The organism is Mesorhizobium sp. IMUNJ 23232 (assembly GCF_044326205.1).
Lineage (GTDB): Bacteria > Pseudomonadota > Alphaproteobacteria > Rhizobiales > Rhizobiaceae > Kumtagia.
Genome location: NZ_JBIRCY010000035.1, coordinates 30,590 through 46,575, shown reverse-complemented (window position 1 = coordinate 46,575; position 15,986 = coordinate 30,590). Strand labels below are relative to the sequence as shown.

Annotated in this window: 14 protein-coding genes; 1 reads left to right on the top strand and 13 read right to left on the bottom strand. The window is 65.5% G+C overall.

Annotation, left to right across the window (positions count from 1 at the left end; genetic code table 11):
* Window positions 1–63: 63 nt before the first annotated feature.
* The 4 genes from ACH196_RS23315 to ACH196_RS23300 all read right to left on the bottom strand — a co-directional run bounded on the left by ACH196_RS23315 (window position 64) and on the right by ACH196_RS23300 (window position 6,914).
* Window positions 64–3,033, bottom strand: a complete 2,970-nt coding sequence (locus ACH196_RS23315) for a bifunctional [glutamine synthetase] adenylyltransferase/[glutamine synthetase]-adenylyl-L-tyrosine phosphorylase (RefSeq protein WP_396649327.1) — start codon at window positions 3,031–3,033, stop codon at window positions 64–66.
* Window positions 3,034–4,479: a sensor histidine kinase gene (locus ACH196_RS23310; RefSeq protein ID WP_396649326.1), complete on the bottom strand. Its 1,446-nt coding sequence runs from the start codon at window positions 4,477–4,479 to the stop codon at window positions 3,034–3,036.
* Window positions 4,480–4,487: 8 nt separating this feature from the next.
* On the bottom strand, window positions 4,488–5,162 hold the full coding sequence (locus tag ACH196_RS23305) for a response regulator transcription factor (RefSeq protein WP_396649359.1): 675 nt from the start codon (window positions 5,160–5,162) through the stop codon (window positions 4,488–4,490).
* A 213-nt stretch (window positions 5,163–5,375) separates the two neighbouring features.
* Window positions 5,376–6,914, bottom strand: a complete 1,539-nt coding sequence (locus tag ACH196_RS23300; protein WP_396649325.1) for a Do family serine endopeptidase — start codon at window positions 6,912–6,914, stop codon at window positions 5,376–5,378.
* Window positions 6,915–7,108: 194 nt separating this feature from the next.
* Between ACH196_RS23300 and ACH196_RS23295 the strand changes: the two genes are divergently transcribed.
* The gene (locus ACH196_RS23295) at window positions 7,109–8,308 is read left to right on the top strand and encodes an adenylate/guanylate cyclase domain-containing protein (protein ID WP_396649324.1); all 1,200 of its coding nucleotides are present in this window, start codon (window positions 7,109–7,111) and stop codon (window positions 8,306–8,308) included.
* Window positions 8,309–8,356: 48 nt separating this feature from the next.
* On the opposite strand, the gene ACH196_RS23290 is transcribed toward ACH196_RS23295, so the two are convergent.
* The 9 genes from ACH196_RS23290 to ACH196_RS23250 all read right to left on the bottom strand — a co-directional run bounded on the left by ACH196_RS23290 (window position 8,357) and on the right by ACH196_RS23250 (window position 15,983).
* The gene (locus ACH196_RS23290; protein WP_396649358.1) at window positions 8,357–8,845 is read right to left on the bottom strand and encodes a cytochrome c-type biogenesis protein CcmH; all 489 of its coding nucleotides are present in this window, start codon (window positions 8,843–8,845) and stop codon (window positions 8,357–8,359) included.
* A complete protein-coding gene (locus tag ACH196_RS23285; protein ID WP_396649357.1) occupies window positions 8,845–10,830 on the bottom strand; it encodes a heme lyase CcmF/NrfE family subunit in 1,986 nt (661 codons plus the stop codon). Before ACH196_RS23285 ends, ACH196_RS23290 begins: the two co-directional genes overlap by 1 nt.
* Window positions 10,830–11,282 (bottom strand): cytochrome c maturation protein CcmE, encoded by a 453-nt coding sequence (ccmE, locus tag ACH196_RS23280; protein WP_396649323.1) that lies wholly within the window; start codon window positions 11,280–11,282, stop codon window positions 10,830–10,832. Before ccmE ends, ACH196_RS23285 begins: the two co-directional genes overlap by 1 nt.
* A 7-nt stretch (window positions 11,283–11,289) precedes the next feature.
* A complete protein-coding gene (gene ccmI / locus ACH196_RS23275) occupies window positions 11,290–12,426 on the bottom strand; it encodes a c-type cytochrome biogenesis protein CcmI (RefSeq protein ID WP_396649322.1) in 1,137 nt (378 codons plus the stop codon).
* A gap of 129 nt (window positions 12,427–12,555) precedes the next feature.
* The gene (locus tag ACH196_RS23270) at window positions 12,556–13,068 is read right to left on the bottom strand and encodes a hypothetical protein (protein ID WP_396649321.1); all 513 of its coding nucleotides are present in this window, start codon (window positions 13,066–13,068) and stop codon (window positions 12,556–12,558) included.
* Window positions 13,069–13,084: 16 nt separating this feature from the next.
* Window positions 13,085–14,506, bottom strand: coding sequence for an ATP-binding protein (locus ACH196_RS23265; RefSeq protein WP_396649320.1), 1,422 nt, complete (start codon window positions 14,504–14,506; stop codon window positions 13,085–13,087).
* Window positions 14,503–15,168, bottom strand: a complete 666-nt coding sequence (locus ACH196_RS23260; protein WP_396649319.1) for a response regulator transcription factor — start codon at window positions 15,166–15,168, stop codon at window positions 14,503–14,505. The genes ACH196_RS23265 and ACH196_RS23260 overlap by 4 nt, the downstream gene beginning before the upstream one ends.
* A 213-nt stretch (window positions 15,169–15,381) precedes the next feature.
* The gene (locus tag ACH196_RS23255; protein WP_396649318.1) at window positions 15,382–15,687 is read right to left on the bottom strand and encodes a hypothetical protein; all 306 of its coding nucleotides are present in this window, start codon (window positions 15,685–15,687) and stop codon (window positions 15,382–15,384) included.
* 89 nt (window positions 15,688–15,776) lie between these two features.
* Window positions 15,777–15,983, bottom strand: a complete 207-nt coding sequence (locus ACH196_RS23250; protein WP_396649317.1) for a hypothetical protein — start codon at window positions 15,981–15,983, stop codon at window positions 15,777–15,779.
* Between the last annotated feature and the right edge of the window lie 3 nt (window positions 15,984–15,986).

The following is a 15,986-nucleotide window of genomic DNA, read 5'->3' as shown; positions in this document are numbered from 1 at the left end:
TATCTCTCCTTTGCATCGTTACCCCCGATGCGGTTCCGGCAAGGTTGCGGCGTCCCATCGCCGTCAGGCCTTTCCGGTACGAAGCAACCGGTCGAAATGCCTTCGAACCCGTTGCGCCGTCTCCTTGACGTGCGCTTCCAGCACGCCGATGTCAGGCAGGTCGGTCGCCCGCAACAGAAGATCGATAAGGCCGGGCGGGGCCTCCTTCCGGTCGAAGGGACCGGTAAGGCAAAGCCTGATCATCTGCGTCAGCGCCATATAGAGCGCGTCCGCGTCGCAAAGCTCCTGCCGTGTCTGCGCGTCGGCGAAATCCGGCGACAGCCGGTTCAGCGCGCCGACGGTGCTGGTCAGCCTGCCGGCCTCCGCGACGGTATTGCCGGTGAGCACTGCTGATTGGGCGATGAATTCGAGATCGATCAGTCCGCCCGGCACCAGTTTCAGGTCCCAGAAGTCACGCGGCGGTTTTTCCTTTTCGATCAGAGCCCGCATCTCGGCGGCTTCGCGGAGCACCTTGCCGGCATCGCGCGGCAAGGCCAGAATCTCCGCGACCTCCGCCTCCACCTCGGCGCAAAGGTCCGCATCGCCGGCAACCGGCCGGGCGCGCGTTAGCGCCATGTGCTCCCAGGTCCAGGCGTCGGTCCGCTGGTACTTTTTGAAAGAATCGACATGGGTCGCCACCGGTCCCTTGTTGCCGGAGGGCCGCAGCCTCAGATCCAGTTCGTAGAGCACACCCTCGGCGGTCTGCGCCGAGACGGCGGCAATCAGGCGCTGCGTCATGCGGGCGAAATAATGCGATGGGGCGAGGCCCTTCTCGCCATCCGATTCTTCGGCGTCCGCGTCGTGGTCGTAGAGCAGGATCAGGTCGACGTCGGAGCCGGCGGTCAGTTCGCGGCTGCCGAGCTTGCCCATGCCGAGGATCGCCACACGCCCGCCCGGCACCTTGCCGTGCCTGACCGCGAATTCGACCATGACGGCGTCTAGCGCGGCACCTATTGTCAGGTCGGCGAGATCGGAGAACGCCTTGCCGGCACGGCTGGCGTCGATCGCGCCGGCAAGCAGCCGCACACCGATCAGGAATTTCTGCTCCGACGCGAAGATGCGCAGCCGGTCAAGCACCTCCTCGTGCACCGTCACATTTGCCAGAAACGCCGCCAGCCGCTCGGCCAGATAGTCGCGCCGGGGCAATTCGGCGAGCAGCGCAGGATCAAGCAGCCCGTCGAAGACGTGCGGGCGCCGGGTGATGGTCGCGGCCAGCGCCGGCGCCGCGCTCATGATCGTCGCCAGCAGCTTCAGCAACGCCGGATTGGATTGCAGCAGCGAGAAAAGCTGGATGCCGGCAGGCAGGCCGGCAAGAAATGCGTCGAAGCGCAACAGCGCCTCGTCGGCGCGGCGCGTTTTGCCGAAGGCCTCCAGCAGCGCGGGCGTCAATTCGGTCAGCCGCTCGCGGGCTTCCGCCGACTGCGTCGCCTTGTAGCGCCCGAAATGCCAAGTGCGGATGACCCGGCATATGTCGCTGGCGCGCTCGAAACCGAGACGCTTCAGCGTGCTTAGCGTATCCGGGTCATCCACATCGCCGGTGAAGACGAGATTGCCGACGCCCGCCGACAATTGCGGCGCGGCCTCGAACAGCGCGGCATAGTGGCGCTCGACCTCCTGGAGGGAGGAACGGAAGACGCTGGAAAAGGCTTCGGCATTGTCGAAACCGAGCAGGCGGGCAATGCGCTCCAGCCCGTCGTCGTCTTCCGGCAGCGTGTGGCTCTGCTCATCCGCCACCATCTGCACCGCGTGTTCGACGCGGCGCAGGAACCAGTATTGCGCGGCAAGTGCGGCGCGCGCTTCCGCGCTGATCCAGCGGTGCTTGGCGAGTTCACCCAGCATCTGCACCGTCTCGCGGCCGCGCAGTTCGGGGAAACGCCCGCCGGCGATCAGTTGCTGGGTCTGCACGAAGAACTCGATCTCGCGGATGCCGCCGCGCCCGAGTTTTACGTTGTGACCCTTCACGGCTATCTCGCCGTGGCCCTTGTGGGCGTGGATCTGGCGCTTGATCGAATGGACATCGGCGATTGCCGCGAAGTCCATGTATTTGCGCCAGACATAGGGCTGCAATTCCTTGAGGAAGGCTTCGCCAGCCTCGATGTCGCCCGCCACCGGGCGCGCCTTGATCATCGCGGCGCGTTCCCAGTTCTGGCCCCTGCCCTCGTAATAGTTGAGCGCCGCTTCCACCGGGATCGCCAGCGGCGTCGAGCCGGGATCGGGGCGCAGGCGAAGGTCGGTGCGAAAGACGTAACCGGCCTCGGTGCGGTCCTGCATGATGCGGACCAGCCGCTTGGTCAGCCGCGAGAACAGGTCAGTCGCCTCGAACCGGTCGAGGACGGCCGGCGCCTCGGGCTCGAAGAAGACGACGAGATCAATGTCGGAGGAAAAATTCAGCTCGCAGGCGCCGAGCTTGCCCATGCCGAGCACGATCCAGCCCGACCCTTTTCCGGGGATTCCTGGATCGGGAAGCTTGAGCTTGCCGCTGTCATGCGCATCGCGCAGCAGGAAATCGATCGCGGCATTGGCGCAGGCGTCGGCGAGCGCGCTCAGGCGGCGAACGGTGACGTCGGCGCCGACGAAACCGGCGAGATCATCCAGCGCGATGAGGAAATGCGCCTCCAGCTTGAGCCGGCGCAAATCCGTCATCAAGGTCTTTTCGGTGACGCCCTCGGCGACAGGCAGTTGCCTTGCCGCCACGCCAATTGCAGCCAGCCGATCCTCGATGCTGGTATCGAACAGATTCTCCAGAATCTCCGGACGCCGCCTGACACAGTCGCGCATGAAGTCGGACAGATCGAAGACCGCGGCGAGGAATTCCGCCTCGGTGTCGCGGCCCGAAAGCAGCGACGCCAGCCGGGACAGTTCCCTTTCCCTCGCCAGGATTGCGAGATCTCGCATTTCCTGTTTTGCCTCGCCGGCATCGAGCGGCTTGAGCGCTGCCGGCCTAGCCTCGAACAGGCGCGGTTTCGCGGCTGCCTTCGCCCGGGCACCTGCCATCTATCCGTCCTCCTTGCGCGGAAAGCTCATGAGGACGGATAGTCCGGGATTGGCGGGCTCAAGATCAAGCCGGCCGCCGTGGAATTTCATCACAGCCTTCGCGAGGCTTAAACCCAGGCCCGAACCGGGCTGAGATCGGCTGCGTTCGAGGCGCACGAAACGTTCGGTCGCGCGCTTGCGGTCCTCGTCGTCGGGAATGCCGGGGCCGTTGTCCGAAACGCGGAGACTGACGTCGCCGGCCCGGCTCTCCAGGCGGACCAAGACCTTCGGCGCCGCGTTGCCGTCCGCGGAATATTTTATGGCGTTGTCGACGATGTTCGACACGGACTGCGCGATCAGTTCGCGATTGCCGTCGACCATGACGCCCTGCGGAACGTTGGTTTCGAGCGTCACGCCCAACTCCTCGGCGGCGGGCTCGTACAGTTCGACGACGTCCCGCACGACCTCCGTCAGATCGACCCTGGACGTCGATTCGGCCGAATAGCCCGCCTCCAGCCTGGAGATCATCAGGATCGCGTTGAAGGTGCGGATCAACTGGTCGGACTCGGCAATGGTGGCTTCCAGCGCCTCGCGATAGTCGCCGCCCTCCCGCTTGCCGAGCGCGGCCTCGGCACGGTTGCGCAGGCGGGTCAGCGGGGTCTTGAGGTCGTGGGCGATGTTGTCGGAGACCTGCTTCAGGCCTTCGTTCAGGTCGGCGATGCGGGCCAGCATGGCGTTGAGGTTTTCCGACAGGCGGTCGAACTCGTCCCCTGCCCCGCTGATCGGCAGTCGGCCAGTGAGATCGCCGCCCATGATGCGGCGGCTGGCCTCGGACACGCTGTCGATGCGCTTCAGCGCGTGGCGGCCGACGAAGAACCAGATCAGCAGCCCGCCGACCGCCATGACGCCGAGTGCGGCGACGAGCGACTGGCGCACCACGACGCGAAAGCGCTCAGGCTCGCCGAGGTCGCGGCCGACCAGCACGATCATCTGGTTGGGGAGCCGCAGCACCAGCGCGATCGCCGCATGCCGCGTCTCGGATTCGATCTGCGGCGCATCGGGATCGGCTAGGGCGCGGACGCGGCGTTCGGCGCTGCTGTCGCCAAAACGCTGATAGGAGAAGGGCCGCCCGGTCCAGCCCTCGACGTCCAGCACACCGGGCTCCAGGCTCTCGACGTTGCCCGACAGGATGCGGCCGTTGGCGTCGGCGATGAGATAGAGGTTGGCGCCCGGCTGGCGCGAGCGGCGCTCGATGGTGCGCACCAGCAGCGGCAGTCCGCCACGCTGGTAGGCGTTGGCGAGGCCGACGACCTCCTCGTTGATGGTGTCCTGCGTCTGCGAGGTCAGCATCCGCACGGAGAGCGCGGTCATGTAGAAGACGAGGCCGATCGCGCAAATGCCGAAAAGCAGGAGATAAAGCGCCGAGAGGCGCGCGGCGGTCGTCCTGAAGCTGGCCGGCAGCCGCATGCGTCGGTCTACCCGGCCTTGAGCATGTAGCCCGCGCCGCGCACCGTATGCAGGATCGGGCTGTCAAAACCCTTCTCGATCTTCGAGCGCAGCCGCGAGACATGGACGTCGATGACGTTGGTCTGCGGATCGAAGTGATAGTCCCAGACGTTTTCGAGCAGCATGGTGCGCGTCACCACCTGGGCGGCATGGCGCATCAGATATTCGAGCAGCTTGAACTCGCGCGGCTGAAGGACGATCTCGCGGCCGGCGCGGCGCACGGTGTGCGACAGGCGGTCGAGTTCGAGGTCGCCGACACGGTAGAGCGTCTCCGCGTCCTTGAAATTGGCGCGGCGGCACAGCACCTCGATGCGGGCCAGCAGTTCGGTGAAGGCGTAGGGTTTTGTCAGATAGTCGTCGCCACCCGCCCTGAGGCCAGTGACCCGGTCGTCCACCTCGCCGAGCGCCGACAGGATCAGCACCGGCGTGGCGTTGCCGTGGGCACGCAGGCCTGCGATGACGGACAGGCCGTCACGGCGAGGCAGCATGCGGTCGACCACCATCACGTCGTAGTCGCCGGTGTCGGCCAGCGTGTAGCCGGCGTCGCCGTCACCGGCGACGTGGACCGTATGGCCAGCTTCGGAGAGCGCCTTCTGCAGGTAATCGGCCGCCTCGCGATCGTCTTCAATGACCAGAATCTTCATCGGATCATCATATGCGAATTCGAGCTGGCCTGCTGGGACGATGTTCATCGGTGTTCCTCCCTGAATTGGGTGGAGAGTGCGGCAGCAACCGATGGGAGCTGCTGCCGCCCGAACCGATCCTTCAAAGACTGACAACTGGGACCGGTTCAAGGTCCGCGGCGCCCCGTTCGGGGGTGTTGAGGCAAGGCGCCGGGACTTGGCAGGCCGCGGACGTCAGCCGCGGCCGATCGGCAGGGCCACGAAGCGGCTGTTGTCGTCGCGGGTGATCTGGATGAGAACCGCCTTGCGGCCGGCCTTCTCGGCGTCGCTCATCGCGGTGGTGACGTCCTTGGCGCCCTTCACGTCGCGCGAGTTGATCGAGACGATCACGTCGCCGGCCTGGATGCCACGGTCGGCGGCATCGCTGTCAGGATCGACATCGGTGACCACCAGGCCCTTGCCATCCTCCGACGGCGTGACCGTCAGGCCGAGATCGGCAAGCGAGGAAGGCTCGGCCTGCTGCTGCTTGTCCTGATCGTTCGAAGCCTGCTTGTCGGGGCTCGGCAGCGTGCCGAGTTCCAGATTCAGGGTCTCCGACTTGCCGCCGCGCCAGACGGTGACTTCCACCGACTTGCCGGGCTGGATGGCGCCGACCGCACGGGCCAGCTCACGCGGCGAATCGACTTCCTTGCCGTCGACGGCGGTGATGACGTCACCCGCCTTGATGCCGGCCTTCAGCGCCGGGCTGCCTTCCTGCGCCTGGGACACGATCGCGCCCTTGGCATCCTGCAGGCCGATCGAGTCGGCGATGTCCTTGTTGACCGGCTGGATCTCGACGCCGAGCCAGCCGCGCGACACGCTGCCGTCCTTCATCAGGGTCTGCACCACCTGCTTGGCGGTGGAGGCCGGGATGGCGAAGGCGATGCCGACATTGCCGCCCGAAGGCGAGAAGATGGCGGTGTTGATGCCGACGACCTCGCCGCTCAGGTTGAACGCCGGGCCACCGGAATTGCCACGGTTGACGGCTGCGTCGATCTGCAGGAAGTCATCATACGGACCGGCGCCGATGTCACGGCCACGCGCCGAAACGATACCGGAGGTCACGGTGCCGCCGAGGCCGAACGGGTTGCCAACGGCCACGACCCAGTCGCCGACGCGGACCTTGCTGTCATCGGCGAAGTCGACATAGGTGAACTTGCGGCTGTCGTCGACCTTCAGCACGGCCAGGTCGGTGCGCGGATCGGTGCCGATCAGCTTGGCGTCGAGCTCGTCACCATTGTCCATCACCACGGTGAAGGCAGAGCCGCCCTCGACGACGTGATTGTTGGTGACCAGATAGCCGTCCTCGGAGATGAAGAAGCCGGAACCCTGCGCGACGGGGCGCGGACGCTCGGGACGGTCGCTGCGGTGCTGCTGCCAGCGGCCGCCCTGATCGCCATCGCCACGGAATTCGCGGAAGAAGCGCTTGAGCGGGCTATTGTCGGGAAGCTGGTCGAAGCCTGGACCACCCTGGAACATGTCGTCGCCGCCATTGTCGGAGGCGGGCTGGATCTTGGCCTTGACCTGGACGCTGACGACGGCCGGCGAAACCTTGTCGACGACGTCGGCAAAGCTCGGGACCTGCGGCGCCTGGACGCGGACAGCATCGGCGAGCACCGGGGCGGTGCCAGTCGTGACGGCGCCGAATCCGATCGCGCCGGCGATTGCAACGGAAGCGACGGCGGCCAGCAGGCGCGCACGTGTCCGGGAAATGGTGTTGGTGGGGGTGCTCATGGCTTCTATTCCTCTTCAACGGGATGCGTCTTGGGCGGCATCCGGTGCTGACAGAGATAGGAGCCGGAACATTACGGAGCCATTTCCGGGGAATGAAATCTTGGTAATGTTGGCGGCGATCGTGCGACCATTTCGGGGCGACATCGATCCCCGGCCGCTTTCCCATCGCGAGGTCGCGGCTTAAGGTGCGCGCCATGTCGAGCCCGCAACTCCCCGATGCCGAATCCTCAGGACCGATGGACGTCGCAAAGTCTGTCACCGACATCACGGCATGGCTGATCGGACCCGCCCGGAAAGCCAGCCCGCCCAAGGAGATCGTCGCTGGCTTGATTGACCGCCTCGTGGCCGCCGGCGTGCCGCTGTGGCGCGTGCGCATAGGCCAGCGCGTCGCCAATCCGATGATCGGCGCCTGGGGCGTGATCTGGACCCGTGACGGCGGTGCGGAACGCTACACGGTGCCGCGCAGCATGCTCTCGACCGATTCGTATCGCGGGAGCCCGTTCGAGCACGTCATCGTCACCAGGACGAGTTTTCACGAGTCGTTGGAGAATCTGAGAGAAGGTCACGATCATCCGGTCCTTTTCGAACAGGCAGCGACCGGCAGCACCGATTACCTGGCGATCCCGCTGGAATATGGCGATGGCTCGGTCCAGGCCGGCGCATTCACCACGGACCGGCCCGGCGGTTTCGTCGCCCGCGACATCGCGCTGATCGAAGGGCTGGCGCCGGCCATCGCCGCCGCTCTTGAGCCGGCGGCGATGCGCCACTCGATGGAAAGCCTGCTGGAGGTCTATCTCGGCGTCGGCCCCGCAAGCCGTGTCGCCAAGGGCAATTTTCAACGTGGCCACATGACCGAGGCAGAGGCCGCAGTGTTGGTGACCGACATGCGCGATTTCACCGGGCAGTCGGAGCGGCTCGCCCCCGACGCGTTGCTGGACCGCCTGGGAGCCTATTTCGAGGTGGTGGTCGATTCGGTCCGGGCCGAGGGCGGCGACGTGCTCAAATTCATCGGCGACGGTGTGCTGTCGGTCTTCCCCGCAAGGGATTCGGGACGCAAGGACGCTTGCCTGCGTGCCGCCCGCAGCGTCTCGCGAGCCTTCGGCGATACCAGCCTTGCCGAAACGCCCTTCGTGGCGGCAATGCATGTCGGGCCGGTCGTCTACGGCAACATCGGCAGCCGCGACCGGCTGGATTTCACGGTGGTGGGCCCGACCGTGAATTACGTCAGCCGGCTGGAAGGCATCAGCAAGCAATTGGACAAGCAAGCCGTGTGTTCTGAGGAGGCTGCGGCGCTGCTGCCGGCGGACATGGTCCGCGACCTCGGCCGTCATACGCTCAAGGGTTTTGCAGAACAGCACACGGTGTTCGAGTTGCGGACGTCGGCGGGCGCTTGATCGTGCCTAGACGGTCAGTCTTTCGGCAATTCGTGACGGGGACGGCCGCTACGCGCCGCCGCCTTGGCCGCTGCCACCCTCTCCGAGGATGCGGCCGAGCGCTGCCTTTTCCTCGTCCGAGAGAGCCGTCTCGGTCCGGCGCTTCGATCGGGCGGAGACCAACGCAAACAACCCGCCAAGAGCCAGGATCACGACCGGCGTTCCCCAAAGCAGCGCGTTGCGGGCGCTGAAGCGCGGCTTCAGCAGCACGAACTCGCCATAGCGGGCCACGACGAAGTCGAGCACTTGCGTATCCGTATCACCCGCCGCCAGCCGCTCGCGCACCAGCACGCGCAGATCGTGCGCAAGTTCGGCGTCGGAATCGTCAATCGACTGGTTCTGGCAGACCATGCAGCGCAATTCCGCCGAAAGGGTTCGCGCACGCGTTTCCAGCGCCGGATCGGCCAGCATCTCACCGGGCTGCACCGCCAGAACCGGCGTGATGCCGGCTGTGGCCAGGGTCAAAACCAGCGCCACAAAGGCAGCGCGCAAACGGATCACGCTCCGGCTCCGACCGGACTCGCGGTCTTGGCGCGTTTGGCCGGCGCCCCGACGCGCAGCCGGCGATCGCTCAGCGAAACCGCGCCCGCGGCCATCATGACCAGGCCACCCAGCCAGATGAGCGTGACAAGCGGCTTCCACCAGATGCGGACGACGATGCCGCCGTCGGCTGTCGGATCGCCAAGCGACACGTAGAGCTGGCTGAAGCCGACGGTCAGGATGCCCGCCTCCGTAGTCGGCATTTGCCGCGCCGTATAGAGGCGCTTGGCCGAAGTCACTTCGCCCTGCTGCCTTCCATCGGCGGCGATCAGCGCGAAACGTGCGCGGGTCTCAGTATAATTCGGTCCCTGCACCGGCGCCACGCCCTCGAAACGCAGCGTCTTGCCGGCAATGTCCGTCGTCTCGCCGGGTTTCATGGTGGTGATGTGTTCGGCCCCGAACGACAGGGTTGCGACGATGCCGAGCATCGTCAGCCCCATGCCAAGATGCGCCATCGCGGTCCCAAAGACGGAGCGTGGCAAACCGGCGAACCGCCGCGCCGATACCTTCAAATCGACCGCCCCAAGCGCCGATTTCTGGGCGATATCCGTCAACGCGCCAAGGATCATCCAGAAGGCCAGGCCAACGCCGAGCGCGGCGAAGACGCTTGCTCCATTGACTAGCAGCAGAGTTGCAAGAACCGCCAGCAGCGCGCCTCCGAAGGCTGCCATCAGCCTTTGCGCCACCGCGTAGAGATCGCCGCGCTTCCAGGCGAGCAGTGGCCCGAACGGAATGAGCAGCAGCAGCGGCAGCATCAGCGGGCCAAAGGTGAGATTGAAGAACGGCGCGCCGACCGAGATCTTGTCACCGGACACTGCTTCGATCACCAGCGGATAGAGCGTGCCGACCAGCACGGTCGCCGCTGCGGTGGTGAGAAAGAGGTTGTTGAGGACGAGCGCACCCTCGCGCGAGATCGGGCTGAACAGGCCGCCTGCGGAGAGGCTGCCGGCGCGCAGCGCGAATAGCGACAGCGAACCGCCTATAAAAATCATGAGGATCGCGAGGATGAAGATGCCGCGCGTCGGATCGGTGGCGAAGGCGTGCACCGAGGTCAAGACGCCGGAGCGGACTAGGAAAGTGCCGAGTAGCGACAGGGAAAACGTCAGGATGGCAAGCAGGATCGTCCAGATCTTCAGCGCCGAGCGTTTTTCCATGACGATCGCCGAATGCAGCAGCGCGGTGCCCGCCAGCCACGGCATGAAGGAAGCATTCTCGACCGGGTCCCAGAACCAGAACCCACCCCAGCCAAGCTCGTAGTAGGCCCAGTAGGAGCCCATCGCGATGCCGCCGGTCAGGAACATCCAGGCCGCCAGCGTCCACGGCCGCACCCAGCGCGCCCAGGCGGCGTCGATGCGGCCGTCGATCAGCGCCGCGACGGCGAAGGAGAAGCAGACCGAGAAGCCTACATAGCCGAGATAGAGCAGCGGCGGATGAACGGCGAGACCGATGTCCTGAAGGATCGGATTGAGGTCGCGGCCTTCGAAAGGCGCCGGCTCGATGCGGATGAACGGATTGGAGGTCGTCAAAACGAACAGCAGGAACGCCGCGCCGATCCATCCCTGCACGGCGAGCACGTTGGCGCGCAGCGTCGCCGGCAGATTGCCGCCGAATACTGCGACCAGTGCGCCGAAGAAGGTGAGGATCAGCACCCAGAGCAGCATGGAACCTTCATGGTTCCCCCAGACGCCGGTCACCTTGTAGAGCATCGGCTTCAGCGAATGCGAATTCTCCCAGACATTTGCGACCGAGAAATCCGACTGGACGTAGGCCATGGTGAGCGCCGCGAAGGCGATGCCGGTAAGCGCGAAGCCCGCGACCGCCACCGGCCCACCGACCGCCATCAGCCTGGAATCACCAGTTCGCGCACCAATCAGCGGCACCAGCGACTGCACCAGCGCAAGGGCCAGGGCCAGCACCAGCGCGAAATGTCCGGTCTCGACGATCATGAGCCCGGCCTCACGGTCTCGTCCTGCCAGACGCCCTTGGCCTTCAGGCTGTCGGCGACCTCCTTGGGCATATAGTTCTCGTCGTGCTTGGCAAGCACGCTGTCGGCGGCGAACACACCGTCGGCGCGCATCGTGCCCTCAGCGATGACGCCCTGCCCCTCGCGAAAGAGGTCAGGCAGGATGCCGACATAGGCGACGGGAACGGATTTGTCCTTGTCAGTGATCGCGAAGGATACCTCCGTGCCCTGCCCCCGCTTGACCGTGCCTTCCTCGACCAACCCGCCGAGGCGGATGCGCTGGCCGGGCTCGAGCGTCGCCGCCTGCAACTCCGCCGGCATGTAGAAGAACGACGCTTTTTGGCCGAGCGCGTAGAAGGTGAGCGCGGTCGCCGCGCCGAGGAAAGCCAGGGCGCCAGCGATGACCGACAGTCTTTTCTGCTTGCGCGTCATCAAAATCTCATTCCGTCGAGGAAAGGCCAAGCGACGTTGCGAGCGCCGACAGCCGCTTGCCGTCCTCGCTGCCGCCGCCCAGCGCCTGGAGGCCGCGTCCGAGAGCCTCGCGCGCCTCGTCGGTCTTGCCAAGCACGACATAAGAACGAACCAGCCGCATCCAGCCTTCCGGGTCGAGCGGATTCTGACGCAGCTTCGCGTCGAGACCGTTCACCATCTGCTCGATCATCGCGGTGCGGTCTGCCTGCGACATCGATGCAGCCGCGTCGACCTCATCGGCGGACGGACCTGGCGCGGCGGGTCTTTCGGCAGCAGCGATGCGGCGTCCGGCCTCGGCGATCGCTTCCTGCACCGGAACGCGCCACGGGCTGTCGGCCTGCAGGTCGGCCAGCATCAGTTGCCATGCTGACGCAGCATCCTGCATCCGGCCTTCCTGCGCCAGCGCCGTGGCCAGATAGAAACGCGACTTGGAATTGTTCGGATCGATCGCGGCTGCCTTACGGAAAGTCTCCTGCGCCTCGGCGGTAACGATGCCGCCGGCGGCGTTCGCTATGGCCTCGCCCAGGCCGGCAAGCCTGTCTCCGCTCTCGCCTAGCAGGCGGATCGCGTTTCGGTAAGCGGCGACGGAATCGGCGAAACGGCCCATGCGAAGATAGATCGGCGCCAGAACGTCCCAGCCACGGCCATCTTCCGGATTGGAAGAAAGATGGCCCTCGGCGCGGGCGACGAGTTCGGCCATCGTATTCTCGGCGGGGTCGGTCTGGAGACGGGCGCTGAGCGGCTGTCCGGGCAGCAAGGGCGAGCCGAGCGTCGCGTATAGCCCCCAACTGACGATCGGCACCGCCAGCACCGCCGCCGCACCGACCATGCGCGCGAGCGAACTGCCACCCGTCTTCGCTTCCCCGTCCCTAGTGCCAGCAAGCTTGAGAATGCGCCGGCCAATCTCGGCGCGCGCCTCTTCGGCTTCCGTCTTGCCGATCAGTCCTCGCCCCGCATCGCGGTCGAGCTCGCTCAATTGGTCGCGATAGACTTCGATGTCGTGATCCTGCCCGACGTCGGCCCGCGGCTTGCGCCCGCTCAGCGGCAGCATGACCGCCAGGCTGGCGGCCAGTGTCAGCAGCGCGGCGACGATCCAGAACAGCATGGGCCTCTCAATACCCGTCCCGTCGCGGCCTGCCAACTCGCGGCCGCTGCGGCTGATTGACTGCCGGCGCGGCGAGCCACTCGTTGCATGCCGAGATTCAGGCCATGATGACCGGAAAAGTGGCGGAACTCAGCTCAGGGTGGCCCAGCTTCCGTCGGTATTGCGGCAGGCGGTGCCGCGCGCAGTCCGCGTCGTTCCGTCGATCACGATCGTGTGCGTGTATTGCCGGCAGTCTTGCGACCCCACCCGATAGGGCTGCGCGGGAACCACGTCGCCCGAGCGGCCGGAGCTATCGCCGGTCCAGCTCACCTTCTGGCCGCTTTGGGTATATTCCAGGGCACGGTACTCGGCCTCCAGCGCCTTGCGCCTGTCGCCGGAATTCAGGCCTTTTCCGATGTCGCCGGCGACCAGCCCGCCGACCATGCTCGCCTTGCCGCCGGTCACGGGCGGGGGCTCAACCGTCGGGCCGCCGGGCTTGCCGCCGAGACCGGACGTCGTCCCGCAGCCCGCGAGGGCAAGCAAACCAGCAAGCAGCGCCATCCGAATCGTCATCACCACCACCGATCGAGGCCGCCCGCGGCATAGGAACGCCGCCGCGATACTGTTGATATCGGGCCGAAATTTGGCCGCCGCCGCATGCATTTGGCCTATCGACTGTCTACTCGACACGGCGCAGCAGGACAACAGCCTTCAGCCCACCCAGCGAGGAGCGGCCTAGTTCGATCCGTCCGCCATATTCATTGACCAGCTCGGAGACGATGGCGAGGCCAAGGCCGCTGCCGGGCTTGGTCTCGTCCAGCCGCTTGCCGCGCTTCATCACCTCGCGCGCCTTGTCGTCGGGAATGCCCGGCCCGTCATCCTCGATGACGATCGAAAGCATCGCGTGGTCGTCGACCGGAGGAGCGGCTGCCAGTGAGACCGTCACCCGCCGCAGTCCCCATTTCACCGCGTTTTCCATGAGATTGCCGACGATCTCCTCCAGATCCTCACGCTCACCGGCAAAAATCATTTCCTCGCCAGGCGGGACGAACGTCACCGTCATCCCGGTGTTGAGCTTCGCCATCACACGAACCAGGCGCTCCAGCAGGGGCGTCACCGGCGTGCGGTAGACGACGCTGTCGCGCTGCGCGGCGATGCGCGCCCGCTGCAAATAATGTTCGAGCTGGCTTTGCATGGCCGTGGCCTGTTCGCCGATGATCCTGCCCTTGTCGCCGCCAAGCGCCCGCGCCTCGTTGAGAAGCACCGCCAGCGGCGTCTTCAGCGAATGCGCAAGATTGCCAACCTGCGTGCGCGAGCGCTCGACGATGCGGCGGTTGTTCTCGATCAGCGCATTGGTCTCGTTCGCCAGCGGCTCGATCTCGGTCGGAAATCGGCCCCCCAGCCGCTGCGCCGTGCCCTCGCGCACCTGCGCCAGCGCCTGGCGCACACGTCCCAAAGGCCGCAGCCCGAACAGGATGGCTACAGCGTTGATGGCGATCATGCCGACGCCGAACAGCGACAGGTAGGTGAAGAGCCGCCATTCGAAGATGGCGATCTCGTTTTCCAGCTCGCTGCGATTTCCCATGACACGAAAGCGCGCCACGCGGTTCTGTGCGTCGAGCACGAATTCGCTCTCGAAAACCTCGAGCTCCTCGCCGCCGATGCCGGCGGTGATGTAGTTGCGCTGGAAGCTGGAATTGAACGGCGCTTCGGCGATTCCCGGCGACGGAACGGACTGCGTCATCGACAGCGAACGCAAGCGTCCGGTCAGTCCCTCTGAGATAGGCTCAACCTCCCAATACCAGCCGGATTGCGGTTCCGAAAAACGCAAATCGCCGAGGTCGGGCGCGCCGGTCAGCGTGCCGGACTGCGAGACGCCGACCGAGCCGATGAGGTTGAAGAGATGCGCCGAAAGCAGGCTGTCGAAACCGCGCTCGCTGGTCTCGCGATAGAGCGCGGCGATCACCGTGTAGATGACGATGAGCGTGACGATCGCCCAGATGGTGGAGAAGGCGACGACGCGGAATGCCAGCGACCGCGGCGTCAACGATTGCGGCCAGACCCGCCGGCGGAGTGTGGCTTTGCCGGGTTCAGCCGTCACGCCTCCGGCTCGCGCATGCGGTAGCCCATGCCGCGCACCGTCTCGATCATGTCGATGCCCATCTTCTTGCGGAGACGGCCAACAAACACCTCGATCGTGTTGGAATCGCGGTCGAAATCCTGGTCGTAGAGGTGCTCGACGAGTTCTGTCCGCGACACGACCTCACCCATGTGGTGCATCAGATAGGCCAGCAGCCGGAACTCATGCGACGTGAGTTTCAGCGGCGTGCCGTCCATGTCCGCCTTGGAGGCTTTTGTATCCAGCCGAAGCGGACCGCAGGTCAGTTCGGATGACGCATGGCCGGCGGCGCGCCGGATTAGCGCGCGCAGCCTAGCCAGCACTTCCTCGATGTGGAAGGGTTTCGTCACATAGTCGTCCGCGCCGGCGTCGATGCCCGACACCTTGTCGCTCCACCGATCGCGCGCGGTCAGGATCAGCACCGGCATTTTTCGGCCGGCGCGCCGCCAGCGCTCGACGACGCTGATGCCGTCCATCTGCGGCAGGCCGACATCCAGCACCACCGCGTCATAGGGCTCGGTGTCACCGAGGAAATGTCCCTCCTCGCCGTCGAAGGCCTTGTCGACCACGTAACCGGCATCGCCCAGCGCCTGGGTCAGCTGCCGGTTCAGGTCCTTGTCATCCTCGACGACGAGTATGCGCATGGAATCATCCGTCCGAATTCGGGAAGCTCATCTTAGAGTCTGACTCAGAATTCGTCAGGGCGTAGCGAAAATGGCAATTTTGAGAACCGCCGTTCAGCATGCGCTCGGATATGCGAGGAGCGGAAGCGCTAGAAATTGCCATTGCACCACGCCTTGGCAGATTTTCAGTCAGGTTCGTACAGAAGCGGCGGCACAACGTGAAATCGCCTGCCCTCAGTTCAGCGGCACGACGATCTCGGTGCGGCGCGGCCGCTGCCCGTCCTTGCCCGGCACCAGCACGACGATGACGCAGACCGGCTGGCCGCCTTTGGTCGACTGGCTGGCGCGCGCCAGCGTGCCGCCCTTCTGTTCGGCCACCTGCTGGCCGATGGCATAGCAATCCGACTGGACCAGGGCCGTCGGCTGTCCATGATCAGGCGCCGGCACAAAAGCCGGCGCGGCATTTGCGTGCGTCGCAAACATCGCCGCGACGCAGAGCGCCGCGAGGCCGGGCCGGAAAAGGGACAGGAGCCGTGTCATGCTGTGGTTCTAACCCATTCCTGCTGAACGCGGAATGAACGAATCCTTATAATAGCAAGACAAGCGAGTTGCTTCCGCCGACCTGCCTTTCACCCGATCCGCGATTGCGCGTACAACCTCCCCATCAGCGCCACGACGCCAGCCACTGCCGCCACCGCCTGCAGCAGCGCGTCGACAAAACCCGCCTCGTCGAAACCGTCCAGCGGCACGCCAAGCAGGCCGAGCATCGCTGTCACAATCGTTACAATGGCGGCCCAGATCGTGCGCGAAAGATACCAGGGTTTGCTGTCAGTCATTTC

Excerpts from the sequence above, each read along its gene's own strand:
- ACH196_RS23270 (WP_396649321.1), bottom strand. The coding sequence starts at position 13,068 with ATGCATGCGGCGGCGGCCAAATTTCGGCCCGATATCAACAGTATCGCG.
- ACH196_RS23255 (WP_396649318.1), bottom strand. The coding sequence starts at position 15,687 with ATGACACGGCTCCTGTCCCTTTTCCGGCCCGGCCTCGCGGCGCTCTGC.
- ACH196_RS23310 (WP_396649326.1), bottom strand. The coding sequence starts at position 4,479 with ATGCGGCTGCCGGCCAGCTTCAGGACGACCGCCGCGCGCCTCTCGGCG.
- ccmI (WP_396649322.1), bottom strand. The coding sequence starts at position 12,426 with ATGCTGTTCTGGATCGTCGCCGCGCTGCTGACACTGGCCGCCAGCCTG.
- ccmE (WP_396649323.1), bottom strand. The coding sequence starts at position 11,282 with ATGACGCGCAAGCAGAAAAGACTGTCGGTCATCGCTGGCGCCCTGGCT.
- ACH196_RS23305 (WP_396649359.1), bottom strand. The coding sequence starts at position 5,162 with ATGAAGATTCTGGTCATTGAAGACGATCGCGAGGCGGCCGATTACCTG.
- ACH196_RS23300 (WP_396649325.1), bottom strand. The coding sequence starts at position 6,914 with ATGAGCACCCCCACCAACACCATTTCCCGGACACGTGCGCGCCTGCTG.
- ACH196_RS23250 (WP_396649317.1), bottom strand. The coding sequence starts at position 15,983 with ATGACTGACAGCAAACCCTGGTATCTTTCGCGCACGATCTGGGCCGCC.
- ACH196_RS23295 (WP_396649324.1), top strand. The coding sequence starts at position 7,109 with ATGTCGAGCCCGCAACTCCCCGATGCCGAATCCTCAGGACCGATGGAC.
- ACH196_RS23315 (WP_396649327.1), bottom strand. The coding sequence starts at position 3,033 with ATGGCAGGTGCCCGGGCGAAGGCAGCCGCGAAACCGCGCCTGTTCGAG.
- ACH196_RS23260 (WP_396649319.1), bottom strand. The coding sequence starts at position 15,168 with ATGCGCATACTCGTCGTCGAGGATGACAAGGACCTGAACCGGCAGCTG.